Origin of the sequence: Solibacillus sp. FSL R7-0668 (assembly GCF_038006205.1) — a bacterium.
Lineage (GTDB): Bacteria > Bacillota > Bacilli > Bacillales_A > Planococcaceae > Solibacillus.
In genome coordinates, this window is the sequence record NZ_JBBOUU010000001.1 from 683,679 (window position 1) to 708,886 (window position 25,208).

Sequence of the window (25,208 nt, forward strand, 5' to 3'; positions counted from 1 at the left end):
GTTTTTGTTTGGCCTGAAAATGAAACATCTGTGAACTTCTAGCGTCTTAATGTGTGATAAGCAGGATTTTGCTGATTCGAGCCATCGAATTTTTAATAGTAGTATGCTAAAATGTTGTGCGGGAGGTTTGGGAAAATATGAAAAACTGGTTAATCGCTGTCATGGCAATGCTTTTACTGACAGCTTGTGGTGACGAACAAGAAGCTTCGCCGGAACAATTACAAAAAACAATTGAAGATGGGACAGTAGGCTTTGAGGTTAAGGGAGATTCGATTCAAGAAGCCACAAATATTCCAAAAGATGAAAAACAACAAATTATAAATGCGTTTAATGAATACATTGCAGCCTTTAATGAAAAAGATTTAGATCGTTATCAAAATATTATTTCAAAAAATGCAGAAGGCTTCGATTATGTAGAGGATGTTAAGGCGGTTACAGAAGTATTTAAACAATACGACGTGAACCGGACTGCAAAAGATATAACAATTGTTAAATATAGCAAAGAAAATGCACAAGTGTTTTCTAATTTAACGACACATACAAAAGAGCTTGAAACAGGAGTAGAGCTATCTGGTACAGGCCGCCAAGTAACGGTATTTGTAAAAGAAGATAGCTGGAAAGTTTCAAGTATTTATTATATTGGAAATGAATAAGAGTAGCATGATTTTCAAAACATCCTAATGGCATTTTCGCTAGGATGTTTTTTTAATAGAATTTTTCAGGTTTTACTAAGTTCTGTTCGATATGACAAATGTCATTTTTTCATTCACAATTGCATACAGATACGGTAAGATAGTGGACATAGGAGAGTGGAAAAACGATGAAAACAGCAGTTGTCACAGATAGTACAGCCTATTTAACGCTTGAAGAACGAGAGCGTCTTAATATTCATATGATTCCTTTAAGTGTCAATATTGAAGGAACAATTTTTGATGAAGAAATCGATATTACTGCCTCTGAATTTTATGATCGTGTACGTGGTGCGAAGGAATTCCCGAAAACAACACAGCCACCGATCGGCAAATTCGTAGCGCTTTTTGAAAAATTAGCTAAAGACCATGATGAGGTCGTGACGATCCATCTATCCAGCGGCATTAGCGGCACATTCCAAGGTGCGATACAAGCGAGTAACATGGTTGAGGGCATTCAAGTCCATGCATTTGATACCGAGGTTGCTGCCTATTTACAAGGCATGTACGTAAAAGAAGCTGCTAAAAAAGCAAAGGAAGGTGCATCTGGTGCAGAAATTATGGCGCATTTAGAAGCTATCAAAGCGTCGATGGGTGTTTATATTGTCGTGGATGATTTACAGCATTTGCAGCGCGGTGGACGCTTATCCGCAGCGGCGGCATTAATCGGTGGGCTTCTTCAAGTAAAACCCGTTTTAACATTCCAAAATAAAGTCATCGTGCCATTTGAAAAAATTCGCACACGCAAAAAAGCATTACGCCGCGCAGAAGAGCAGCTTGCAGAGGCTGTTGAAAAATATGGCGACTTACAAGCAACGGTCATCCATGCTAGCTGCGAGGCAGAAGCGACAGAATGGATGAACAGCCTAGCTGAAAAATACCCAACCGTCGATTTCACATTAAGCTACTTTGGCCCGGTTATCGGCACCCACTTAGGTGAAGGCGCAATGGCCATCGGATGGTTGAAAAAATAATATGAGATTTATATGGACAGCCGCTATGAACTTTTTGTAGCGGCTGTTTTTGGGTGCGGAGGGTGATGGAGTGTGCTGGATTTAGTGCGCTGATTTAGGAGGTTTTTGGAAAAACGAACATAAAACTGTTGAAACCGAGCATAAATACAGAAAATCGAGCACAAACACATCAAAATCGATCATAAAAATAAAAAATCGAGCACAAAACCTCGAAAACCGAGCATATCTCATGAGCCCCCATAGCCCCAGAGAAATCAAATATAATCTGCGAAACTCCATACTCATCAAAATCAAAACTGTCGATTTCACCATGTTTTCCACGACAAAAAGAAATTTTCGCATAAAGGATTCCACGCAAAATGCTTTTATTTTATGCTATTGGTGGAGGGGATGGAGATGCAAAAATCTGAGCACTATGTATTCATGGAGGCGCTTGTTCGCAGGATTTCCGAGCAGGATGAGGAAGCACTGAAATTTCAAGAAGAATTTTATCGTCTGCAAGCTGGACTAGCGGGAGAAAGAAAGCTAAAAGCGACGCTAGAAGACTATTATTTTAGATCGGATTTTGAGATTTTGTATAATTTTGAATGCACCAATCCGCGTGGGTTCACTCATCAAATCGATGCGTTACTCATTACACCGCACTTTATACTTATTTTCGAGGTCAAGCAAATGTCGGGCAGCCTCTATTATAAGCCAGCTGTTCAGGAATTTTATCGTGTAACTGATCAGGGTGTGGAAGAAAGTTTCCCCAATCCATTCGATCAGGTATATCGCCACCAGTTGTTTATTGAACAATTATTACGGCAAACCGCAGTTGCAATCCCCGTACGGCATATAGTCGTCATCGCAAATTACCGAGCAAAACTTGATAATGCTTTTGAAGCGATGCCAATCCTTCACTTAAGCAGCCTACCTAAATTTCTAGAATCCTTATATGAGCAGTATCCGGATACCATGCTCAATACTCGTCAAATTACTGCGCTTTTTACCAGCATTCAGCAGCGCCATCCACCTCGTCGTCGAATTGAAGCAAGTCGTCTGAAGACAGGTGTGTTTTGTAAGCATTGCGAGGCGCTGGGTTCGATGTTCTTCTATCATGGAACCTGGCACTGCAAGTATTGTCAAACGAAGTCGATCGATGGAATCCTTGAAGCGTTGCAGCATTATCGCATATTAATCGGTCCGCATATTTCGAATCGAGCATTTCGCGATTTTTTGGGGATTACAAGTAGACATGCTGCTACTAGACTGCTATTAAAACTCAATTTAGAAGCGATGGGACATGGAAAAAGTCGCTATTATGTCATTCCAGAGCTTATAGTTTACGAATAAATAGGAGGTAAATGGTAAAACGAGCATAAATCTTGAAAATCGAGCATAAAACAGAAAAAACCGAGCATAATTTTCAAAAATCGATCACAAATAACAAGAATTCGAGCATAAATCCATTAAAACCGAGCATAAACTGCACGGATCCCAGAAACCACAGAAACCCCACCTACCCGAGCCTCCCGATCAACCCCAGCCACCGAAAACCCCAATATAAAGGAGAATTCAATTGAAGCAACTCAAATCCCCTCATTTCAAAGCCTACACCGGGTGCATTCCGGAGCCTAAAATAGAGAATTTCTTCACCGGCCGTATTTGGTCACGCCATAGTACACCGTTTCCTCAAGCGAAAATCAATACGTATGTTACGCACAACTTTCTCACCAAAAGCCCTGCCGTCACGACAACGCCCAAGTTAAGATGCAACCGCTGTTTCAACACGACACCGCATAAGTTTGTTGCTTTTCCGTGTGCGAAATGCCAGCAAATTTGTCATTACTGCCGCCACTGCATTACGATGGGGCGCATGTGTAGCTGTGACGACCTCATTACGTGGACGGGTCCAAGCTATTCCGTCAAACGAGCGAACCCGCAGTTTACTTGGGATGGAACGCTCACACCGCAGCAGCAAAAAGCCGCGAATGAATTAACCGAAAGCCTTCAGCAAAATCGCCATCATCTTATTCACGCCGTTTGTGGAGCTGGAAAAACAGAGATCTTATTTGCCGCCATTTACAAAGCACTCCTTCAAAATAAAAGAGTTTGTGTCGCCACGCCTCGAACAGATGTGGTACTTGAACTTTATCCTCGTTTTCAACAAGTATTTCAAAATATGACGATTCATGCGCTATACGGCGGTGCTGAGCCCGATAGCCAGTTTGCGCAGCTCGTATTAGCGACAACTCACCAATTGTATCGCTTTGAACAGGCCTTTGATGTGATGATTGTCGATGAGGCGGATGCGTTTCCATATACCTATGACGAGGCATTGCAGCGCGCAGTATTAAAGGCCAAAAAGCCCCACGCACCAATTGCCTTTGTAACAGCAACACCCTCATCAAAGCTACTTACCCAGCAGCAAAAGGAAGGCTGGGGCTACTCGTTTATCGCACGGAGATTTCACGGATATTTATTACCAGTGCCGCAATATCATTCGCTATGGAGCTATAAAAAAGCATTTACGAAAAATCGAATTCCGCAAAAGCTTCTGCAATGGGTAACGAAGCGCCTCGAAAAAAATGAGCCCTTTCTTCTATTCTTTCCGACAATTGAATTAATGGAATGTGCCGCACCACTATTTCAAAAAATCGAGCCGACAATCGAAAGTGTTCATTCCGAAGACCCGATGCGTAAAGAGAAAGTACTCCAGCTGCGCAACGAACAGCGCAAGGGCCTATTAACAACGACGATTTTGGAGCGAGGCATTACGATTAAAAATGTACAAGTTGCGGTAGTGGGCAGTGAAAGTCCGATTTTTACAGCGAGCGCACTGATCCAAATTAGTGGACGTGTCGGGCGCAATCCGCAGTATCCAGATGGTGAAATTGTCTTTTTTCATCATGGCATCACATTGGAGATGGATCGTGCGCGCAAAAAAATACAGGAGATGAACCGCCATGAATAAGCCGATTACAAGCTGCTTATTGTGTGAGCGCGAATTGCAGGGACATACCAGTTGGCAAGAGCTATTAAAAAAATCACTCCCCCAAACAATTTGCCAACGCTGCGAGGATCAATTCGAAAAAGTCGAGCAGCAAAATGAACCAAATGTCACGACACTCTATCATTATAATGACGCGATGAAGGACTATATCCACCGCTACAAATTTCTACATGATATTGTATTGGCACATGTTTTTAATGCCGCCCTTCACGCACAGCTAAAAAATGAAAAACGCCTCATTGTCCCCATTCCCATGCATGAACAAGGCTTAAAACGCCGCAGCTTTGCGCAAGTAGACGAGCTGTTAAAAGCAGCACATATCCCATTTCAGCATCATCTGACAAAACAAACTGACGAGCAGCAATCCAAAAAGACGAGAGCACAGCGTTTACAAACGACACAGCTATTTCGCGTGAACAATCCAAATGCAATAAAGCATAAAGATATTTTATTAATAGACGATATCTATACTACAGGCACAACCTTGCAGCATGCGAAAAACGCGTTGCTAGAGGCAGGAGCGCATACTGTAACTGGCTTTGCATTGATTCACAGTTGAACTGTAGCACATTGTATTCAATTCTATTAAGTTTCAAAAGTTGTCAATAAAATTTGAGTGAAATTATGTATAATAGTAGATAATAAGGTTCGTCTTAGTTTTATGAAGGAGGGGTTGAAATGGCGGAATTACGAAATTGTCCGATGTGCCAAGAATTTTTTAACTACACCGGCTTACGTGAAGTTTGTCATAACTGCGCACAAAAGGAAGAGGATATGTACCAAGTTGTCTATCGTTTTTTACGGAAGCGTGAAAATCGCGCGGCCAATGTAGATCGCATTGTAGAAGCAACAGGTGTAGACCGTGATTTACTATACAAATGGGTGCGCAAGGGTAGATTACATCCAGCGACATTCCCAAGCTTAGGGTATCCATGTGATAACTGTGGGCATTTAACGTCAAAGGGGAAGCTATGTGATAAATGCCAAAGTGATTTAAAGGCAGATTTACGCACGTTTGAAGCGGCGAAAGAGTTCCGTGATGGTGTATTGCGCAGAGATCGTGGTACGTATCACGCAGATAAACGATAAAAAAGTGCTAAAGCGAAGTCTAATCTATAGGACTTCGTTTTTCTTTTTAGTAAAATGGAGATAGGCGCTTATAAAGAAAAGCGGCTATGGAAACTTTTGTCGTATAAATTCGTAAATTTTTTAGAAGGCATAAACAATTTTATGCCGCAGTCGAAATATATAGTAGAAAGAGCATTTGAGGGGAGGCCAACTACATGAAAATCAATCCAATTGGTTTACAGGCGATTAATTCATACAAAAAGCAAGCACGCACAGATAAAATGAATAATGTGCAAAAATCATTCGCCGATCATATCGAAATTTCATCAAAGGCGAAAGAAATGCAAGCAACGAACACGTATGCAGCAGAACGTGCAGAACGCCTACAAAAAATAAAAGCCGATATCGATTCAGGCGAATATAAAGTAGATGCCAAGCAAGTCGCACAGGATATGCTAAAATACTACCGTCGCTAAAATCGAAATTTTTTTGTAAGGGAGCATCACATCATGTCCATTGCCACAATCGTTGCAACGCTAGAAAAGCTTGAAAAAATGCATAAAAGCCTATTCGAGCTAGCACTTGCAAAAACCGAGCATATTAAGCAAGGTGATATGGAAAAGCTGGATCAGCTCATTAAAAATGAACAAGCGCATGTAGCAGCTATTGACAAGCTTGAGCAACAGCGTCAAGTGATGGTAACGGATTACCTACGAGCAAAAGGAATTGCTTTCACTGATACACCCTCTGTTGCTGAAGTAATTGAAGTTGCTCAGGCAAGCGAGCCGACAGAAACATTAGTTGCGGTTCGAGAACGCTTAGTAGAGCTTTTAGGGAAATTAAAGTCTCAAAACGATTTAAATCAAAAAATGGTACTAAACTCCTTGCAGTTTATCAACATTACACTCGATGCGATGCGCCCACAGCCACGTAGCGAGCAGTTTAACTACTCTGGTGCAGAAGTGCGCGGTCAATCCGAAATTGCACGCCGCTCATTTAACGAATTTAAAGCCTAATCGCATGTCCTTTCCTGCGCATGTAGCAGGTAGTACATGCGTTTTTTTATAGGGAAAAGGATGGATTTTAAGTCAATTTACGCACCAATAGCACATTTTCAATGAAATAAGATTCAAAGCATTACATAATTTGCCGAAATAAAGAATAACAATGCACGAAAGATAAAAAGGAGGCTCCATTCATGCGCTCAACATTCATGGGACTTGAAGCAAGTAAACGCGGACTTTTCACACAGCAATCCGCCCTATATACAACAGGTCATAATATTTCAAACGCCAATACATTAGGCTATACTCGCCAACGCGTCAATTTTGAAACAACTCCAGGATTCCCCGGTTCGGGACTGAACTCACCAACAACAGCAGGTCATATCGGTACAGGGGTACAAGCCCATTCTGTACAACGTATGCGTGATGAGTTCGTAGACCGCCAATTCCGTCAAGAGTCGAATAAGTTGGGGTACTGGTCTTCAACGACAAAATCCATCTCACAAATGGAGGATATTATGGCTGAGCCCTCTGAATATGGGATCAACCAGGCATTTACGGATTTTTGGAAGTCAATCCAAGATGTAAGTGCAAATCCTGAGGATGCATCGCCACGTAAAGTAATGCTAGCAAAAGCAGAAGCACTGGCAGATTCATTTAATTATAATTACAAGCAGCTGCAGACAATTCAATCGAATATAGGGAATGAAATCTCAGTTTCTGTGGGTCAAATCAATTCTATCTTAAAACAGATTGCGGCATTAAATGCTCAGATTCAAGAGGTAGAACCAAATGGCTATATGCCAAATGATTTGTATGATGCTCGAGATTCATTATTAGATGAATTAAACGAGTATATTCCCGTAACAACCGAACGAGTGCCGTCAGGAGGAAATGCGCTTGCAATTGCAGAAGGTAGCTTAACGATACTGTTTAATGGTAAAGAATTAGTGAATGGTAATACTTATTCGGAGCTACAAGCAATTGGTGACGGTAATGATGTTGCAGATAAACATAAACGTATTAATGGTAATGATTTAACCGTTGCATTTACCAAACTTCAATCAACGGAGCCAATGACAGCGAAGGAACATGAGGAGTTAGAAAAATCAAATACACCAAAAACGTTTATCAATGATTTTGAACACGCAAATTTAGAAGCAAATAAAGGGAAATTATTGTCACTAGTAAATGCTTATGGCTATAAAAATGCTGCAGGAGATAGAGATACATTAGGTATCTATCCTGAGATGCTTCAAAATTTGGATAAGCTTGCTACGACATTTAAGGAAGCCTTCAATAAGGTGCATCAAGCAGGATACTCACTAAATGGTACGAACATATCAACGCACGAATTCTTTGAAGGTACTGGTGCACTAGATTTAAAGGTAAATGAAGATTTCTTAAAAGATCCATCACTCTTTGCAGCATCTTCGGGAGCAGGCGAGGAAGGGAATGGTAAGTGGGCAATTGAGCTCTCCAATTTACAATTCCTTGGTATGAATGGACAAGCAGCTCACTCAATTTTGGGGAAACCAATTGATTTTTCTAACTTAGATTTAGATGGCGCAACATTCCAAAACTTCTACAAAGGCCTTACAGGAGATTTGGCGGTAAAAGGTCAAGAGGCAGCTCGTCTAGAATTCAACTCTACAACCCTACAAATTCAAATTGATAACAACCGTGCATCTCATAATTCGGTATCTCTAGATGAAGAGATGACAAATATGATTACCTTCCAGCAGGCATACAATGCTAATGCACGTATGATTACAGTAATTGATGAAACATTAGATAAGATTATTAACGGTATGGGCCGAGTAGGACTATAAAATAACCAATAAAGAGACTTTTTTTACAGCGTAATTTTTCTTTTGAAAGGGGAATGGAAATGGCAATAGGAACACGCGTCACACAATCGATGTTGTCGACGAATATGCTTCGAAACTTAAATAGCAGCTATTCAAAAATGTCTAAGTTACAGGATCAGATTACATCAGGCAAAAAAATTACAAGGGCATCGGATGATCCAGTCATTGCAGTAAAGGGCATGGGCTACCGTACACAGCTTGGTAAGGTAGAACAATTCATCCGCAATACTGGGGAAGTCAATTCATGGTACGACACAACAGATATGTCACTTGGACAGGCGGGGGATGCATTAAATCGTGTTAAGGAGCTTGTTGTACAGGCGGCCAATGATACAAACACAGCAGATGACCGTGCGAAAATTAAAGCAGAGATTGACCAAATCCGCGAACAGCTACGTGATTTAGGGAATACGAAGGTAGCTGGAAAGTCGATTTTTACAGGTACTAATACGGAGAAGATGCTCTACACCGATGTGCAGCACTATGATCCAAAGTCGATTCAGAAACATTATGATAGCTTGGCTAGTGCACCTCCAGTAGGCGCGATTTCGGCACAAGAGGACTTTTTAAATAAAATCACTCCATCGGCGACGAATACTCAAGAAAATATTGCTAGTTATTTAGGGAACATCACTACGCCAAGTCCGATAACTATGATTTCTGACCGTGTATTAAATACGGAATTTGTGGATGGGGAAGGAAAACCGGTCAATCCGATAAAAGATTTACAAACAATGGATTTAACGATTTCTACAACTGTTGCGAGTGCGCCAAATGCACCGACAGCTGTTAAAGGTGAAACGGTTACGACAACTACTTTACCAAATGGACAAAAGCAAACAATTACTACCTCTGTAGGGGACACAGAAACAACGACGACAACTGTTCTGTCTCAAGCAGTAGGAACAGGCTCTAATAAAGAAACAGCAGCCATCAAAGCGGGTACAGAGCCGGTAAAAATTGAAGTATTTGACGGAGTACAATTAACAGCTAACTTCCCAGGTGCTGATATTTTCGGACGTTTGGATGTATTGATGGGGAAAGTATCAGAAGCGTTAGATCCTGCTAACAACCCAAACCACGAAACAATTCAAAAAATGTTGGGTGGCATTGTTGATACAACGGGTAAAGACAAGGACGATGATTTATCCATTATCCAGGGGAGCTTACTAACTGCACGTGCAGAAATTGGCGCGCGTCAAAATCGTCTTGAATTAATCGAACATCGATTAGATCAACACGAAATAAATGTTACGAAGCAAATGTCTGAAAATGAGGATACAGATTATGCATTAGCTATTACACAAATGGCAACATCTGAATCTATCCACCAAGCGGCATTGTCTGTTGGGGCTAAAATTATCCAACAGACACTAGTAGATTTTATCCGATAATTAATAGTAAATAGAAAAAGCGTTTGGACCTGCTCCAAGCGCTTTTATTTAAAGGGGAGGCGAATCGTTTGAATATCCCACAAATCCAAATTTCAACAACCGATATAAAAATGAACTATACAACACAGCCACCTGTGCAAAAAATCAAGCAGCCTCATGCCTCACAAACAATTGAACAGCCCGCAGCCACTTTAGAAATCAATACGACGCGCGGGAAGTTGAAAATTGACTCGTCACAGGCACGTCGTGATTTAGGGCAGGTTGGTCCGATTGAGGCGACAAAAAACGCTGCACAGCAGGCCGATCAAACACGCTTAGAGGGCATATCTCGCCGGGTACGCGAAGGGCGCCAAATGATGCAGGGCGCAGGAAAAGGACAAGGAGCTGGAACGATTAAGCAAATTGCCATCCAAAATCACGGACCAAAGCGCCCAGGACCTTATAATATTAAGTTCATACCGTCCATTGGCTCTGTAAAGATCGATTACACACCAGGTAAAACCGATGTCAATATTGAGCAGCAGCAGGCAAAAATCGAACATAAGGTGAACAAACCAACGCATGACTATACGCCAGGTAAAGTAAGTGGGAAAATGGTTGTAAGACCCGATGTACAAATCGATGTATCGGTATAAAGGAGAATGACGGATGAAAGTAGAGACAAAATTATTAGGCGAAGTGGAAGTACAGGAATCCGATGTTGTGACGTTTGAGCAGGGCTTACTAGGCTTACAGGATTTAAAAAAATACACGCTTTTACCGATTGAGCAGGATTTACCATTTCTGTTATTACAATCACTGGACGATGCAGAGGTGAGCTTTGTATTAGCCTATCCATACGCATTTAAGCCCGATTACACCTTCGAAATTAGCGATGAAGACCGTGAACTCTTAAAAATCGAAGCAGAGATGGAAGTAGTAACCTATGCCATAGTAACAATGAATGATTCCTGGGCGACATCAACAATGAATCTACTAGCACCTGTTGTGATTAATGTGAAAGAAAAGCTAGCGAAGCAAATCGTTCTACAAACGAGTGAAGCCTACTCACTTCGTCATCCGATTGGAACATCGGAAGGAAGTGGCAAGTAAATGCTCGTATTATCACGTAAAAAGGGCGAATCGATTATGATTGGCGACCAAATCGAGCTAAAGGTGCTGAGCATCGATGGCGATCAGGTAAAGCTAGGCATTGTTGCACCGAAGACTGTAAAGGTACATCGTAGTGAAGTATTTGAAGCCATTCAAGAGCAAAACAAGCAATCGATGCAAAATGTGTCGATGGAGTTGTTTAAGAGTTTTAGGAAATAGCGAAAGTACACGATTATCGGTAAGCATAATCGTGTACTTTTTTTGAACAAAACTAAATTGAAAAAAATAAATTGAAAAATATTTATAAAAACTATTAAACATTTTTTCCAATTAACGATATATAGTGTGTGAGGCTGAGGTACACTTAGCCGAATCAAAAAAAATTCCACACGGACGTGGATGAAAAAAACATTCAAGGAGGAATTCCACATGAGAATTCAACACAATATTTCTGCGTTAAACACGCACCGTAACCTTGCCTTCAACAACGGGCAAACTTCAAAAGCTTTAGAAAAATTATCTTCAGGGTACAAAATCAACCGTGCTGGCGATGACGCTGCTGGTTTAGCAATCTCTGAAAAAATGCGCGGACAAATCCGTGGTCTTGACATGGCGTCTAAAAACGCTCAAGACGGGATTTCTTTAATCCAAACAGCAGAAGGTGCATTAAACGAAACACAATCAATTTTACAACGTATGCGTGAATTAGCTGTACAAGCTGGTAACGATACAAACACAACTGATGACCGTGGTCAAATCCAAAAAGAAATCGATCAGTTAACTTCTGAAATTAACCGTATCGGTAACACAACTGAGTTCAACACGAAAAAATTAATCAACGGTGAGCTTTCTGATTCTTACTCAACTTCTGATGCTACTGTAAAAACTGTAACAGCTGCTAAACCGGGCTCTGAAATTAAAGTTGGTCAAGAACCAGCATCATGGACTACAGATAAAGATATTAAATTTGATATTAACTTCGAGCCAACAACAGTAGGAACTGCTTCAGTAAGTTGGTCAGCTGCAACAGCAACAGGATTTAACATTGAAAAAACATCTACTGGTTTCAAATTAAATGCTTCAGTTACTGTTGGTGCAGACACTGTTAAAATCGATTCTGCAGCATTAGCATATGATGCAGATAAGAAAGAGTATTCTTTCAACGGTAAAGGTGTAAGCTTCAAATTCTCAGAGGCAGAAGCAGCAAAATGGACAACTGGTAACAAGTTAACGATTGATTTAACAAAAGCAACATTTGCTTCTAACAAAGTTACATTGAATGCAGATCCACAAGTACAAACATTTAGTGTTAACGGGGCATTTGGTACTGCATCAACGGCTTCTAAAATTGAAAACTTTAAAGTAGCGTCTTCAGGTGCAACATTAGAAGGTTTAGGTAAGGCTAAAATTGACTATTCTGGTGGTAAATTAACAGTAGAATTTTTAGAGGCTGGATCAGCTGGTAAATCTTTGGGTAAAGTAGAAGTAAATGCGTTAACAGCTGGTGGAACTTATAACTTCAATCAAAATGGTATTTCATTCGACTTTAAGGTACCGGCAGCGGGAGCAGTTGCTGCAAGTGGCGTATTTAATTTTGAAACAACAACAAAAGACGTTACAGTACCACCTGCAGATGCAAAAGACCAATCAGTTAAATTCCAAATTGGTGCTAACGAAAACCAAGCAATGACTGTATCTATCGGTGATATGCGTGCGAAAGCTTTAGGTATCGTAGGTTCTGGTGAAGGCTTCCAAAAAGACAAAACTGTAACTGATGGTACAAATGCTACAGCGGTTGAAAGTTCATTAAATTTATCAACTCATGAAACTGCAGCGAAAGCAATTACTACAATTGATTCTGCTATCAATAAAGTATCTACTCAACGTGCGGCATTAGGTGCGGTTCAAAACCGTTTAGAGCACACTATTAATAACTTAGGTGCTTCTTCAGAAAACTTAACAGCTGCTGAATCTCGTATCCGTGATACAGATATGGCAAAAGAGATGATGAACTTCACGAAGAACAACATCTTAACGCAAGCTGCTCAATCTATGTTAGCTCAAGCTAACCAACAACCACAAGGTGTATTACAACTTTTAGGTTAATCTTAATTTAAATTAATTTATAATAAGGCGCTTCCCTTTAAAGGGAAGCGCCTTATTAAGTTTTATTAATAAATGCCGATATTAATGTTAATAAGTCTATTTGAGTATAGAAAGAGGTAAAATGATGTATATCGATCGTAATATAGAAAGACTTCAGAATAATCTTTATCATTGGATATCACCTGCTGAAAATATTTCTCCTAAATATAATTATATAACAACAATTGATGGTAAAGATTATTTTGAAAATATAGATGGTGGAATTATTGAAATAAATAAAGTATTTGATGAAACACAAAAAGGTATACCTTTAATGAGGCAAATGGTAATTGCCTTTGGAATTTCTTCTCGTAGCGAACTGAACAAGCTATATAAAACTTTAAACGATACGTCGGTTTTATTAATAATTGAGCCTAACCCAGAGCTATTTAGTTATGCATTAAATAATGAGGATTTAAATGTTTTTGAAAAAAGTAATGTAGTTTTATTTGTTGATAATAATTTAGATAATTTACAACCATTTTTTCTAGATATTTTAGGAGAGTTTAATTATTTTTCATTAGTTAATAATATGGCATTTTATTTGAATAGTTTTTACAGACAAAATGATGGTAAAATGATAAAAGAAATTATTCAAAAGATTAGACAAATCGTTCGTGCTAGAATTCAAATTATAGGAAATAGTATTGAAGATGGTCTAGATGGGCTTGAAAATAACTTGAAAAATATTGAGTATTTGATAGAATCGAAAAATCCTGCTGAAATTTATAAAAAGTTTAAAAATAAACCAGCGATTGTTATTTCGGCAGGACCGTCTTTAGAGAAAAATATTCAAGATTTACGTGAAGCAAAAGGGAAGGCAATTTTAATTGCGGTAGATACAATTTTAACAAAGTTACTTAATCAAGGTGTAATTCCAGATTTTGTTTGCTCTGTTGAACGTATAGAGAAAGTATATGATTATTTCTATAAAGGCAAGAATATACCGAAGGAAGTAACGTTAGTTGGACCTACAGTTTTAGATCCTCGGATATTTTCTGAACTGAAAGGTAATTGGATCTTACCATTTAGAACGGAAGTAAGTGAATCTAACTGGCTACAAGCAATGACGAAAACAAATGGTAATGTAGGTTTGCTAATGGGGGCATCTTGTGCCCATGTTGCATTCGGCTTTGCTGTTCATTTAGGCGCGTCGCCAATTATATTAGTAGGGCAAGATTTAGCGTATGGAACAGATTTTGAAAATACTCATGTGAGCGATACAATTTACGATAAATTGGAAAAGCAAAAAGTGAAGATTGAAGAATTGGATGAAACAGAAGGTTACTACGGTGGGATTGTAAAAACAACTAAAGTTTGGATGATGTTTAAGCAATGGTTTGAAATTAAAATCCTAGAATTTAATTTAAACGTAATTAATGCAACTGAGGGTGGAGCAAAAATTGCAAATACGCAGCAATTCCCATTGAAAGAAGCGCTTTTTCAGTATTGCAAAGATGATTTAGAATCCGTATATGAATACGTAAAGAGTATGGGTACATATGGTATTTCTGTGGAAGATTTAATAGAATCAATTGACAGTGAAATAAATTATTTTAATGAGATTATGAAAGAAGCAAGAACAAGTTATCTTGAAGTTGAAAAAATAGAAATTAGTGCTCAAAATTTGACTAAACATGTAAGAACTATTCAAAATGTTACAGATGTATTTAATGAATTTGTTATTAAAACAACAAAGCACCCTTTAATTTCACATAATATTCAAGGATTTGTTTTAAAAACGAGTTGGGATTTAAGTGCAATTGATGATGTAATTTCTGTAAAGAATTTGGCAGCTAAAAAAGCTGTACAAATAAAATATTATATAGTGATTATTAGTACATGTGAAAAAATTATTGATTTATTACAAGAAACCGTGAAGTTGTTAGAAGTTAAAATGAATTCATAAATGAGGATTTTTATTGAAATGGGTGTCTTTTGTGTACAGTAAGAGCACTAGACAGCAGTAAAATTTCTAAGCTTTCTAAAAAAGGTCATCGTTCGTTACCTAAATGAATTCATTGTCATGGTATTAGACAATACGCGTATTTATTATGCCAAATGTCTTGAATAGTTTCTAATAGAAGCATCAAGACCATCTTGAATTTCTGTTCTTCTCCCCATATAGTTCCCCACTTAAATTTAATTGAGGTAATATGGAAATTTATGGGTTAAATGGTAGTTTGTGATGTCTTTTTTTGGATGTTGGTAAGATTCATAGTGTAGTTCAAGGGTTTGTTTATTTAGATGACTAATCAAATACCCGAGAACACGGTGAAAAGACTTTGTTTAAAATTTTAATTTTCTATTTCCTATATATAGTATGTGAAGACATGATATTCACGTGTTTATCTACAATAATTTATATATGATACTGGTTAGACAATTCACTATAGGAAATGAATTCCTAGATGGATATGTTCAAGGGGAGGAATTTTGTATTCTCCTTATGGTATAAAAAAGAAATGGAATGCTAACGTATGTTTTAATTTTAGTAGCTCTATCGTGATTCCATATTTGCATCATTTGATATATTCAATGCTATATATCAAATATAAGCAGGGAATAAAGTGAGACTGAACATAGAAATGTGTGTAATTGAACAAGCTGGAGAAAATAATTAATTTTAAAATTTAGAACGTATCTAATATTTTTTGATGTAGAAAATAAATTAAGAAGGGTCTAAAAAAATGAATATATTAAAAAATAAAACAATATTAGTAACTGGTGGTACAGGTTCTTTCGGGAAAAAATTCATCCGAAAAGCATTAACAATTGGTGTAAAGAAAATTATCGTTTTCAGTCGTGATGAGCTAAAGCAATATGAAATGAAACAGGATTTTCAAGATGAACGCATCCGTTTCTTTATCGGAGATGTACGCGATAAAGACCGCTTATATCGCGCGTTTGATGGTGTAGATATTGTGATTCATGCAGCGGCTATGAAGCATGTTGATGCATGTGAATACAACCCGTTTGAGGCAGTAAAAACGAATATTCACGGTGCGCAAAATATTATTGAAGCTGCGATTGATCGCGGTGTAGAAAAAGTAATTGCGCTTTCAACAGATAAGGCATGTTCACCAGTTAATTTATATGGCGCTACCAAACTAGCTTCGGATAAATTATTTGTTGCGGCTAATGCCTATGTTGGCGAAAAGAAAACACGTTTTGCAGTAGTGCGCTATGGCAATGTTGTTGGTAGTCGTGGCAGTGTTGTACCATTCTTCAAAAAAATTCGTGAAACAGGGGTAGTGCCAATTACAGATGAGCGTATGACACGCTTCTGGATTACGTTAGAGCAAGGGGTACAATTCGTACTAGATAATCTGGAGCGCATGTACGGTGGCGAGATTTTTGTTCCTAAAATTCCGAGTATGAACATTATGGACCTAGCAAAGGCTATTGCACCTGAATGTAAAACAGAAATCGTTGGTATTCGCCCAGGTGAAAAACTACATGAAGCGATGATTATGGAAGATGATGCACGTCATACGTTAGAATATCCAACATATTACGTGATCTCTCCTGAATTATCTTGGTGGAATAAGGAAAATAATGGTGAAGGTAAGCCTTTACCAGAAGGCTTTGCTTATACGAGTGATAATAATACAGAGTGGCTGACGATTGAAGAACTAAAGAATTTAGTAGAACAAATGTAAAAAATACACCCTTATCGAATTTATTGGATAAGGGTGTATTTTTGCCGATTCATTTTTGTTCAAAGCTTATTTAAATTGAAGAAGGACAACTTTGAACCGATAATAGAATTAGAGAAATTTATTTTAAAATAAAGTTTTGGGTGGGATAGATTATGAAACATCATTTATCCGATTTTATTGATATGGCATATGAACATACGGAAATCGTTTATAAATGGAGAAATCAGCCACATATTCGAGAAGTAATGTATAACAGTAATTTATTAGATTGGAAAGAGCATTTGCAATGGTTTGATTCGATACCTAATGATAATTCGAAAATAGTTAAAATTCTTTACTATAATAATAAACCATATGGAATAGCCAATTTTAAATTTACAAATTTACAATCGAATATTGGGGAATGGGGTTTCTATATTGGTGAAAAGGATGCTCCAAAAGGAATGGGAAAGTTATTAGCATATAAAATGCTTTGTTATTTATTTGAAGAACTAAAAATTAGAAAAGTATGCGCAGAAGTGTTGGACTATAATCAAATTAGTTTGAATTTTCATGGGAAAGTAGGATTTAAACAAGAGGGAATACTTAGAAAACATATTTTTAAAAATAATAATTATTGTGATGTCTATTTGTTTAGTATATTTGCAGATGAGTGGATACAAAAAAAGAGAGAATTAGAAAAAGAATTGTTTAATTAGGAAGTGAATTTATGAACACAATCGCAATTATCCAAGCAAGAATGGGCTCATCCCGTTTGCCGGGGAAGATCTTAAAGCCACTAGGAAATGTAGACGTTTTAACATATGATATTGAACGCTGTCGTGCTATTCAAGGGGTGACTGAAGTCATTGTAGCAACAAGCTCCTTGCCACAGGATGATGCCATTGCGGCTTGGTGTGAGGCGCATCAGGTTGCTTATTTCCGAGGTTCGGAGGATGATGTACTTGATCGCTATGTTCAATGTGCGAAAATGTACAAGCCTGATTATGTCATGCGTGTCACTTCAGATTGCCCATTTGTCGATTATGAAATGGCGATTGACATGGTCGAACTGATGCATAAGGAACAAAAGGATATCATTTTACTGGACGGTGAACTCCCACGTGGGTTGGCAGTAGAGATTATTTCGTACCCAGCATTATTACGCATTCATGAAGTAGGTCTAGAGCCACGACACCGCGAGCATGTAACGTATTACGCCTATGAATTTAAAGAGCAATTTGAAGCAATTACATATCAAATTCCTAATAATCGTCAAGCACATGAATTACGAATTACACTCGATACGGAAGAGGACTATCAATTAATTACAGAAGTAGCGAAGCAATTTAATAATCCTTTAGTGTCGAGTGTAGAGGTTATTGAGTTTTTAAAAGCCAACCCTCAAATTGCCAATTTAAATGCACATATTGAACAAAAGCCGGTGATATAAGTGAAGGTAATTATTCGGGCAGATGCGTCATTTCAAATTGGTAGCGGTCATGTCATGCGTTGTTTAACAATTGCCAAAAAGCTGCGAGATTACGGCTGCCATGTGCAGTTTTGGATGGAGCCGTTAGAAGGTAATTTAATCGATTTTGTAAAAGCTGAAGGGTTTCCTAATCTAACAGAAAGACAACAGGCAGATTTGTATATTATTGATCATTATCAGCTTGGGAAAGAGTGGGAGCAGTCAATTCGTTCGTTTACGAAAAAAATTGTTGTCATTGACGATTTAGCTCGTGAGCATGATTGTGATTTAGTACTCGATCAAAATGTGGTGCCTAATTATAAAACACGCTATGACGAGTTAGTTCCTGCAACTTGTGTGAAATTACTTGGACCACAATATTTGATGATGCGCGATGAGTTCGTAGAGGCAAGAAAAAAGATAAGAACGAGAAATGATAATATCGAGAGACTACTTATTTTTATGGGTGGAACAGATCCGACAAATGAAACAATGAAGATTTTGCAGGCATTACAGTTCTTTAACTTTTCACATGTGGACGTAGGTGTCGGAAATGGTAATCCAATTAAACAACAAATTGAAATGATTTGTCAGGAGCGCGGCTATCATTATCATTGCCAAATTAATTATATGGCTGAGCTTATGCAGCAGGCCGATTTTGCTATTGGCGCGGGTGGTGCGACAATGTGGGAGCGCTGTTATGTGGGACTTCCTTCAAGTGCGACAATTGTAGCCGATAATCAAATTAGTACAACCGTATTTGCACATGCACTTGGTGTTGTTAAAAATCTAGGCTGGCATGAGCAAGTAACAGCAGAAACGTATAAAAAACTGTTAAGTAATTTACAAATTGGAGAGATGAGCAGAAAAGGTCTTGAGCTCACAGCAACAAAGCAGCCAAATATGTGGCTACAGGAAATTTTGGAGTTGATAAAATGATAAAAATCGGACAAAAAGAAATTGGTCAGCATATAAAGCCCTTTATTATTGCAGAAATGTCGGGCAATCACAATCAGTCATTAGAACGCGCGCTTCATTTAGTGGAGCTTGCTGCTGAAGCTGGTGTGGATGCATTAAAGCTACAAACCTATACACCAGATACGATAACATTAGATGTACATACAGGTGAATTTTTTATTCAGGATGATGCAAATTTATGGAAGGGTAATTCGCTTTATAATTTATATAAGGAAGCCTACACTCCTTGGGAATGGCATAAGGCGATTTTTGAGAAGGCAAATGAATTAGGGCTACTTGCATTTAGCTCGCCATTTGATGAAACAGCGGTTGATTTTTTAGAAACACTAAATGTTCCCGCTTATAAAATTGCATCCTTTGAAAATGTAGATTTACCGCTAATTCGTAAGGTGGCACGTACAGGCAAGCCGACAATTATTTCTACAGGAATGGCGACAGCTGCGGAAATTGATGAGGCAGTATGTGCATTCCGTGCAGAAGGAAATAATCAGCTAATTTTATTAAAGTGCACAAGCACATACCCGGCGACACCAGCAAATTCGAATTTAGCGACGATTCCGCATATGCGCGAGCTATTCGGCACAGAAATCGGTCTGTCGGATCATACGATGGGGGTTGGAGTTTCAGTTGCCGCTGTGACGCTTGGTGCGACTGTAATTGAAAAGCATTTTACAACATCACGTGCAGATGGTGGCGTGGATTCAGCCTTTTCTATGGAGCCACATGAGTTGAAGATGCTTGTGGAAGAAACGAAGCGAGCGTGGGAATCACTTGGTAAAGTAAGTTATGGTCCGACAGATGCTGAAAAAGATTCAACAATATTCCGTCGTTCATTATATATTGGTGAAGATTTAAAAGCCGGTGATATTTTAACCGAGCAAAATTTACGTAATGTTCGCCCGGGCTTAGGCTTGCCAACGAAATATTTTGATTTAGTTCTAGGTAAAGCGATTAAACAAGATGTACAAAAAGGTACACCACTTAGTTGGGAGTTATTATTATGAGTGAATTTATTTCATACGGTCGTCAAAGCTTAGATGAAGAGGATATTCAAGCGGTAGTCGATACACTGCGCTCACCTTATTTAACGCAGGGACCGAAAATTAAGGAATTTGAGCAGGCAATTGCAGATTATATCGGTGTCAAATATGCGGTTGCCTTCTCTAACGGGACCGCTGCCTTGCATGGTGCTTGCTATGCGGCTGGAATTGGTGAGGGAGATGAGGTTATTACTTCCCCAATTACCTTTGCTGCAAGTGCCAACTGTGTACGATATATGGGGGGGACCGTTGTATTCGCGGATATTGATGCGGAAAACTACAATATTGATCCAGCGCAAATTCGTGCTAACCTAACAGCAAAAACAAAAGCCATCATTCCCGTAGATTTTACAGGGCAGCCCGTAGAAATTGATGAAATCATGGCAATTGCAAAGGAACATAATCTTGTTGTTATTGAAGATGGTGCGCATTCATTAGGTGCGACATATAAAGGTCGTAAAGTCGGTACAACAGCGGATATGACAATGTTTAGCTTCCATCCTGTTAAGCCTGTAACAACGGCTGAAGGTGGCATAATTGTTACGAATAATGTAGCCTATTATAAAAAACTATTGCAGTTCCGCAGTCATGGAATTGAGCAGGTTCCCTATTCTCAGGATAAGGGTGGCTGGTATTATGAAATGACGGATCTTGGCTATAATTATCGAATGACAGATTTGCAGGCAGCGCTTGGCATTTCACAAATGAAAAAGCTCGATACATTTATTGAACAACGTCGGAAAATTGCAAAAATTTATACAAAGGCTTTGCAAGGTGTGGAAGGAATTATTTTACCAAAGCAGCTTGAACAAACAGAGTCAGGCTGGCATTTGTATATGATTCAATTAGAAAACGCCGACCGTAAGCAAGTATTTGATACAATGCGCGCGGCAAATATAGGGGTGCATGTGCATTATATTCCTGTTTATTGGCATCCATATTATCAACAGCTTGGCTATGAAAAGGGGCTATGTCCTGTAGCAGAGGCTTGGTATGAAAAGGCATTGACGTTGCCAGTGCATCCGGGATTAACAAATACAGATATAACTAGAGTTATACAAACTTTAAAAGAAAAGATTAGATAAGTATGGGATTTATGAAGTGAGTAGAAAATAGCCATTTTTATATGGGTTCTTTTATAGAAAATGAACTTTACTAAAATGGTAGACGGTGAGGGGGGATGGGAGTGCATAAGTTCACTTATCATAATGTTGGTCAGGGGCTATTTTTTGAAGGGTGTTTTCAATGTGGAGGCCAAGAAATTACTATTGTATATGATTGTGGTGCAGAAAAATCATATAAATCCAATTTGAACAACGTTATTTCCAAATTTCAACTCAGTAATAATCATATAGACATATTAGTGATATCCCATTTTGATTTTGATCATATTTCAGGAATTAAAAAGCTATTGAGTCAATGTACAGTGTCACATATAGTATTACCATACTTAACAAATGAGGATATTCTTATTCATCTATTAAAACAACGAAATGTATCCACTCATAAAGATGAATTATGGTATTTAGAATTTTTAAAAAATCCACAGGTTATTTTGTCAGAATTTGAGTCTATCAAACGGATTACCTTTATTGTTAATGAATTTGAAAAGTCTATTTGGTCAGAGTCACTAGATCTCAACAATGAAAATATAGAAAATAATATAATAAGCACATTCTATAATCATATTGAAATAAATTTTCAAAAATCAACACATATATATTTGGTTAATTCGTATTTAAAATTAAAATTCTTTAATTATTCGATTAGCTTACAGAAAAAGAGAGCTTTTATGAAAAAAATAGAGAATGAAATGAAAATCCATGGTGATTTCAATATACATAGCTTGGCAAAGAGGGTTTTAAGTAACAGGACAGAAACAGAAACCTTTAAAAGAAACTATCGTTATGTAAGCAAATCTAACCATAATAATATATCTCTTCTTATGATGTATGATTTTAAAATAGCTAAAGGGAAAGAATTAAAAATAGAAATTAAAGAAGAACAATTCAATTTTTTAGAAAACGTATTTCATTATTATCCATTCAATAATTGTAGATTTGTTCACTTCTTTACAGGGGATATATCTTTCAAATATGTTAGAAAGCATCTACAAATTTATGAACATTATAAAGATTTATTACCCCATGTTGATGTTATTCAAGTCCCACACCACGGCTCTAAACATAATTGGAATGATGATTTGTTATGGCATATCCCAAAAAAGGCATTCTTTATTGTATCAAGTGGTATTAAGAATTCATATGGGCATCCGCATACTGAGGTAGTAAAAAGTATAGAGGTACGGCACAAGCTATTTAAAGCGAATGAAACAGAAAGTATCTATGCAGAAATATTATAATTGTCATTAGGTTATTTGAGGTAGCCTCTAAAATCTACAATTTTAACCGATAAAAACAATAAATGCAAAGGAGTCATTCTTATGACACAAAACGTAGAGCAATTAGTGCAAGAAACGAAGGAATCTTATTATGCATACATAGTAAAGGTACAGGGTGGCTGTGAGGCAATTATTGCTTCACTCAAAGCAGGTGACAATGCTTCAGGTTTACAGGGGATTATTGATTTAAGTGAGGGGCTTGCATGGCTACTAGATGCTGAGCAACTTCTATCTATCCATTCCTATAAAATTGATAGCCCCATTGCAAGTGTCAGTCCATTATTCGGTAAAATGAATGACGCCATCGAAGCAAATGACTTTGCGACAGTGATTGCTTTATTAGAGGATGAAGTGAAGCCGTTGTTTACAAACGCGGCAGAATGGAAATTTGAAGAAATTACAAATTAATGCTTTTGAAGGGGCTGCGCCAAAAGTAAATACTTTACTTTTAGCGCAGAGCTTGGTTCGTGTATTACTTATCCGCTGCAGGCGGTGCTTCTGCGGTGGTCGAAATAAAATTTCCACCATCCTCGGCGCAAGGGGGTGTCCCAGAATCACTTCTCGGACACTCCCTTCATGCTATTTAGGGGGGACTAGATTGAATAAGTGCGACGAGGAACAGCTCACCTTTCTCTATGAGCAATGGCGCTGGCTACAAGAGCAGGATTTGCTACTAGCTAAAATCGAGGGCAAGCTCCGCGCAATGCGAGTGCTAGCGCAGCACCGACTTGACAATCTGTTAAATGATTGGCAAATCCACGATCTTCAGTGCGAGCTACAGCAGCTACAGCACGAGGTGGATCGATTAGAGCAGGAATTACATCAGGGGATGAGCAGTTGATACTCTCTCCATTCTAAAGCCAAGCAGCCTACCAAGATTGGTAAGCTACTTGGCTCTTTTTACGCCTTCGCGTCGATTTCTTTCATGTAAGATTGAGAAATAGTTCAGAATAAAGGAGTAAAATCAAGAACTATTGACAAAAGGGGGATTCAAATGATTCATGAAATAAACCTTATTAAAATGCTCCAGTCTGTTGCGCCCCTAGACCGAGAATCAATTGTACATCTTGAAGGTTTAGTTGAAAATATTATGGCATTAGGTTTTGAATGCTTTGCGACTAAAAATCAATAAAACGGTAGACAGTGAGGAGAATGAAAGTGCATAAGTTCACTTATCATAATGTGGGTCAGGGACTATTTTTTGAAGGGCGATTTCAATTTGAAGACCAAGAAATTACCATAGTGTATGATTGTGGTGCAGAAAAATCATATAAATCCAATTTGAACAGCGTTATTTCCAAATTTCAGATTAGTAATAAGCATATAGATATATTAGTGGTATCTCATTTTGATTTTGATCATATTTCAGGAATTCGACAATTATTAAGTCAATGTACAGTTTCACATATTATTTTACCCTACTTAACAAATGAGGATATTCTAATTTATTTGTTAACACAACGAAAGGCATCGCCTCAAGAAGAGTCTTGGTATACGGAATTCTTAAAAAATCCATATATTATTTTATCAGGATTTGAGTCTATAAAAAAAATCACTTTTATTGTAAATGAGGATGAACTTGATAAATCTATTTGGTTAGAATCACTAGATATTACCAATGGAAATATGGAAAATGAAGCGATTCATACTATTTATAAACAAGTTGAAATAGACTTTAAGAATTCGAGAGATGTACATGAAGTAAACGCGAATTTAAAGCTGAAATTTTATAATTATGCAATTAGTTCTCAGAAAGAGCAAGCTTTTAAGACAAGAATAAAAGAGGAAATGAGAAAGCGGGGGGATTCAAGTGTACATAGCTTAGCATTGAGGGTTTTAAGCAATTCTAAAGAAACGGAAGAATTTAAAACAAACTATCGATATGTAAGTAAGTCTAATCATAATAATGTATCCCTCCTCATGATGTATGATTTTAAAATTACTAGAGGAGAAATATTGAAAGTAGCTTTTCAAGAAGAACAATTAAAATTATTTAATAACGCACCTCAATATTATCCATTATCAAATTTTAGGTTTGTCCACTTTTTCACGGGAGATATATCTTTAAAGTATGTTAAAAAGCATCTACAAATTTATGAGCATTATAAAGATTTATTACCTCATGTAGATGCGATTCAAGTTCCCCACCATGGTTCTAAAAATAATTGGAACGATGATTTGTTAAAGCTGATACCAAAGAAAACGATTTTTATTGTATCAAGTGGTATTCATAATCAATTTGGGCACCCACATACGGAAGTAGTCGACAGTATAGAGGCAAATCACAAGATGTTTAAAGCTAACGAAACAGAAAGTATCTATGTAGAAATATTATGATAGATATACTTCGTTTGAATCTAAACTTTCTACTAATTTGTTTAAATTCGAGATGTATTTTTGATGCATCGGAATAATGTGGGTTTTCTCTGCCAACGAATGTATCCC

General features: G+C 37.9%; 26 protein-coding genes. All 26 read left to right on the forward strand.

Translation table 11 applies throughout. The features are described 5' to 3' along the window. Positions 1-137 precede the first annotated feature (137 nt). The 26 genes from MKX47_RS03155 to MKX47_RS03280 all read left to right on the forward strand — a co-directional run bounded on the left by MKX47_RS03155 (position 138) and on the right by MKX47_RS03280 (position 25,100). Positions 138-653: a DUF3225 domain-containing protein gene (locus tag MKX47_RS03155; protein WP_340771025.1), complete on the forward strand. Its 516-nt coding sequence runs from the start codon at positions 138-140 to the stop codon at positions 651-653. 167 nt (positions 654-820) lie between these two features. Next, positions 821-1,663 (forward strand): DegV family protein, encoded by an 843-nt coding sequence (locus MKX47_RS03160; RefSeq protein ID WP_340771028.1) that lies wholly within the window; start codon positions 821-823, stop codon positions 1,661-1,663. A gap of 396 nt (positions 1,664-2,059) precedes the next feature. Continuing rightward, positions 2,060-2,998 (forward strand): nuclease-related domain-containing protein, encoded by a 939-nt coding sequence (locus tag MKX47_RS03165; protein WP_340771030.1) that lies wholly within the window; start codon positions 2,060-2,062, stop codon positions 2,996-2,998. A gap of 523 nt (positions 2,999-3,521) precedes the next feature. Next, on the forward strand, positions 3,522-4,619 hold the full coding sequence (locus tag MKX47_RS03170; RefSeq protein WP_340771032.1) for a DEAD/DEAH box helicase: 1,098 nt from the start codon (positions 3,522-3,524) through the stop codon (positions 4,617-4,619). Next, positions 4,612-5,217: a ComF family protein gene (locus tag MKX47_RS03175; protein ID WP_340771034.1), complete on the forward strand. Its 606-nt coding sequence runs from the start codon at positions 4,612-4,614 to the stop codon at positions 5,215-5,217. Before MKX47_RS03170 ends, MKX47_RS03175 begins: the two co-directional genes overlap by 8 nt. A gap of 119 nt (positions 5,218-5,336) precedes the next feature. After that, positions 5,337-5,747, forward strand: coding sequence for a TIGR03826 family flagellar region protein (locus tag MKX47_RS03180; RefSeq protein WP_340771035.1), 411 nt, complete (start codon positions 5,337-5,339; stop codon positions 5,745-5,747). Between the two features lie 194 nt (positions 5,748-5,941). Further along, complete coding sequence (gene flgM / locus MKX47_RS03185) at positions 5,942-6,202, forward strand: flagellar biosynthesis anti-sigma factor FlgM (RefSeq protein ID WP_340771038.1); 261 nt, start codon at positions 5,942-5,944, stop codon at positions 6,200-6,202. 33 nt (positions 6,203-6,235) lie between these two features. Beyond that, positions 6,236-6,742 (forward strand): flagellar protein FlgN, encoded by a 507-nt coding sequence (locus tag MKX47_RS03190; RefSeq protein WP_340771039.1) that lies wholly within the window; start codon positions 6,236-6,238, stop codon positions 6,740-6,742. A 182-nt stretch (positions 6,743-6,924) separates the two neighbouring features. Beyond that, positions 6,925-8,562 carry a flagellar hook-associated protein FlgK gene (flgK, locus tag MKX47_RS03195; protein WP_340771041.1) on the forward strand — a complete coding sequence of 546 codons (1,638 nt, stop codon included), beginning with the start codon at positions 6,925-6,927 and terminating at the stop codon, positions 8,560-8,562. Between the two features lie 59 nt (positions 8,563-8,621). After that, the gene (flgL, locus tag MKX47_RS03200; protein ID WP_340771043.1) at positions 8,622-9,995 is read left to right on the forward strand and encodes a flagellar hook-associated protein FlgL; all 1,374 of its coding nucleotides are present in this window, start codon (positions 8,622-8,624) and stop codon (positions 9,993-9,995) included. Between the two features lie 68 nt (positions 9,996-10,063). After that, positions 10,064-10,630 (forward strand): DUF6470 family protein, encoded by a 567-nt coding sequence (locus MKX47_RS03205; RefSeq protein ID WP_340771045.1) that lies wholly within the window; start codon positions 10,064-10,066, stop codon positions 10,628-10,630. Between the two features lie 13 nt (positions 10,631-10,643). Next, the gene (fliW, locus tag MKX47_RS03210) at positions 10,644-11,087 is read left to right on the forward strand and encodes a flagellar assembly protein FliW (RefSeq protein ID WP_340771047.1); all 444 of its coding nucleotides are present in this window, start codon (positions 10,644-10,646) and stop codon (positions 11,085-11,087) included. Next, the gene (gene csrA, locus MKX47_RS03215) at positions 11,088-11,306 is read left to right on the forward strand and encodes a carbon storage regulator CsrA (protein ID WP_340771051.1); all 219 of its coding nucleotides are present in this window, start codon (positions 11,088-11,090) and stop codon (positions 11,304-11,306) included. It begins immediately after the preceding gene. Positions 11,307-11,516: 210 nt separating this feature from the next. Next, positions 11,517-13,193 (forward strand): flagellin N-terminal helical domain-containing protein, encoded by a 1,677-nt coding sequence (locus MKX47_RS03220; RefSeq protein WP_340771055.1) that lies wholly within the window; start codon positions 11,517-11,519, stop codon positions 13,191-13,193. Between the two features lie 124 nt (positions 13,194-13,317). After that, positions 13,318-15,141, forward strand: coding sequence for a motility associated factor glycosyltransferase family protein (locus tag MKX47_RS03225; RefSeq protein WP_340771057.1), 1,824 nt, complete (start codon positions 13,318-13,320; stop codon positions 15,139-15,141). Positions 15,142-15,922: 781 nt separating this feature from the next. Further along, positions 15,923-16,894: a UDP-N-acetylglucosamine 4,6-dehydratase (inverting) gene (pseB, locus tag MKX47_RS03230; protein WP_340771059.1), complete on the forward strand. Its 972-nt coding sequence runs from the start codon at positions 15,923-15,925 to the stop codon at positions 16,892-16,894. 152 nt (positions 16,895-17,046) lie between these two features. Next, on the forward strand, positions 17,047-17,592 hold the full coding sequence (pseH, locus tag MKX47_RS03235; protein WP_340771061.1) for a UDP-4-amino-4,6-dideoxy-N-acetyl-beta-L-altrosamine N-acetyltransferase: 546 nt from the start codon (positions 17,047-17,049) through the stop codon (positions 17,590-17,592). Positions 17,593-17,603: 11 nt separating this feature from the next. Then, positions 17,604-18,326, forward strand: a complete 723-nt coding sequence (locus MKX47_RS03240; RefSeq protein ID WP_340771063.1) for a glycosyltransferase family protein — start codon at positions 17,604-17,606, stop codon at positions 18,324-18,326. Then, positions 18,327-19,283, forward strand: coding sequence for a UDP-2,4-diacetamido-2,4,6-trideoxy-beta-L-altropyranose hydrolase (pseG, locus tag MKX47_RS03245; RefSeq protein WP_340771065.1), 957 nt, complete (start codon positions 18,327-18,329; stop codon positions 19,281-19,283). Then, on the forward strand, positions 19,280-20,326 hold the full coding sequence (gene pseI, locus MKX47_RS03250) for a pseudaminic acid synthase (protein ID WP_340771067.1): 1,047 nt from the start codon (positions 19,280-19,282) through the stop codon (positions 20,324-20,326). Before pseG ends, pseI begins: the two co-directional genes overlap by 4 nt. Further along, a complete protein-coding gene (pseC, locus tag MKX47_RS03255) occupies positions 20,323-21,447 on the forward strand; it encodes a UDP-4-amino-4,6-dideoxy-N-acetyl-beta-L-altrosamine transaminase (RefSeq protein WP_340771069.1) in 1,125 nt (374 codons plus the stop codon). Before pseI ends, pseC begins: the two co-directional genes overlap by 4 nt. Before the next feature lie 101 nt (positions 21,448-21,548). Beyond that, positions 21,549-22,724, forward strand: a complete 1,176-nt coding sequence (locus tag MKX47_RS03260) for an MBL fold metallo-hydrolase (protein ID WP_340771071.1) — start codon at positions 21,549-21,551, stop codon at positions 22,722-22,724. A gap of 81 nt (positions 22,725-22,805) precedes the next feature. Continuing rightward, positions 22,806-23,171, forward strand: a complete 366-nt coding sequence (locus MKX47_RS03265) for a hypothetical protein (RefSeq protein WP_340771074.1) — start codon at positions 22,806-22,808, stop codon at positions 23,169-23,171. Between the two features lie 190 nt (positions 23,172-23,361). Continuing rightward, complete coding sequence (locus MKX47_RS03270; protein ID WP_340771076.1) at positions 23,362-23,604, forward strand: hypothetical protein; 243 nt, start codon at positions 23,362-23,364, stop codon at positions 23,602-23,604. A 153-nt stretch (positions 23,605-23,757) separates the two neighbouring features. Then, the gene (locus tag MKX47_RS03275; protein ID WP_340771078.1) at positions 23,758-23,895 is read left to right on the forward strand and encodes a hypothetical protein; all 138 of its coding nucleotides are present in this window, start codon (positions 23,758-23,760) and stop codon (positions 23,893-23,895) included. A gap of 26 nt (positions 23,896-23,921) precedes the next feature. Then, entirely contained in the window at positions 23,922-25,100 is a 1,179-nt protein-coding gene (locus MKX47_RS03280) for an MBL fold metallo-hydrolase (protein WP_340771081.1), read from the forward strand. Positions 25,101-25,208: the final 108 nt, after the last annotated feature.

Excerpts from the sequence above, each read along its gene's own strand:
- MKX47_RS03160 (WP_340771028.1), top strand. The coding sequence starts at position 821 with ATGAAAACAGCAGTTGTCACAGATAGTACAGCCTATTTAACGCTTGAA.
- flgM (WP_340771038.1), top strand. The coding sequence starts at position 5,942 with ATGAAAATCAATCCAATTGGTTTACAGGCGATTAATTCATACAAAAAG.
- pseC (WP_340771069.1), top strand. The coding sequence starts at position 20,323 with ATGAGTGAATTTATTTCATACGGTCGTCAAAGCTTAGATGAAGAGGAT.
- pseI (WP_340771067.1), top strand. The coding sequence starts at position 19,280 with ATGATAAAAATCGGACAAAAAGAAATTGGTCAGCATATAAAGCCCTTT.
- MKX47_RS03275 (WP_340771078.1), top strand. The coding sequence starts at position 23,758 with ATGATTCATGAAATAAACCTTATTAAAATGCTCCAGTCTGTTGCGCCC.
- MKX47_RS03170 (WP_340771032.1), top strand. The coding sequence starts at position 3,522 with ATGTGTAGCTGTGACGACCTCATTACGTGGACGGGTCCAAGCTATTCC.
- MKX47_RS03265 (WP_340771074.1), top strand. The coding sequence starts at position 22,806 with ATGACACAAAACGTAGAGCAATTAGTGCAAGAAACGAAGGAATCTTAT.
- flgL (WP_340771043.1), top strand. The coding sequence starts at position 8,622 with ATGGCAATAGGAACACGCGTCACACAATCGATGTTGTCGACGAATATG.
- csrA (WP_340771051.1), top strand. The coding sequence starts at position 11,088 with ATGCTCGTATTATCACGTAAAAAGGGCGAATCGATTATGATTGGCGAC.
- MKX47_RS03175 (WP_340771034.1), top strand. The coding sequence starts at position 4,612 with ATGAATAAGCCGATTACAAGCTGCTTATTGTGTGAGCGCGAATTGCAG.
- MKX47_RS03155 (WP_340771025.1), top strand. The coding sequence starts at position 138 with ATGAAAAACTGGTTAATCGCTGTCATGGCAATGCTTTTACTGACAGCT.
- MKX47_RS03225 (WP_340771057.1), top strand. The coding sequence starts at position 13,318 with ATGTATATCGATCGTAATATAGAAAGACTTCAGAATAATCTTTATCAT.
- MKX47_RS03240 (WP_340771063.1), top strand. The coding sequence starts at position 17,604 with ATGAACACAATCGCAATTATCCAAGCAAGAATGGGCTCATCCCGTTTG.
- pseH (WP_340771061.1), top strand. The coding sequence starts at position 17,047 with ATGAAACATCATTTATCCGATTTTATTGATATGGCATATGAACATACG.
- MKX47_RS03180 (WP_340771035.1), top strand. The coding sequence starts at position 5,337 with ATGGCGGAATTACGAAATTGTCCGATGTGCCAAGAATTTTTTAACTAC.
- pseB (WP_340771059.1), top strand. The coding sequence starts at position 15,923 with ATGAATATATTAAAAAATAAAACAATATTAGTAACTGGTGGTACAGGT.
- MKX47_RS03165 (WP_340771030.1), top strand. The coding sequence starts at position 2,060 with ATGCAAAAATCTGAGCACTATGTATTCATGGAGGCGCTTGTTCGCAGG.
- fliW (WP_340771047.1), top strand. The coding sequence starts at position 10,644 with ATGAAAGTAGAGACAAAATTATTAGGCGAAGTGGAAGTACAGGAATCC.
- flgK (WP_340771041.1), top strand. The coding sequence starts at position 6,925 with ATGCGCTCAACATTCATGGGACTTGAAGCAAGTAAACGCGGACTTTTC.
- MKX47_RS03190 (WP_340771039.1), top strand. The coding sequence starts at position 6,236 with ATGTCCATTGCCACAATCGTTGCAACGCTAGAAAAGCTTGAAAAAATG.
- MKX47_RS03220 (WP_340771055.1), top strand. The coding sequence starts at position 11,517 with ATGAGAATTCAACACAATATTTCTGCGTTAAACACGCACCGTAACCTT.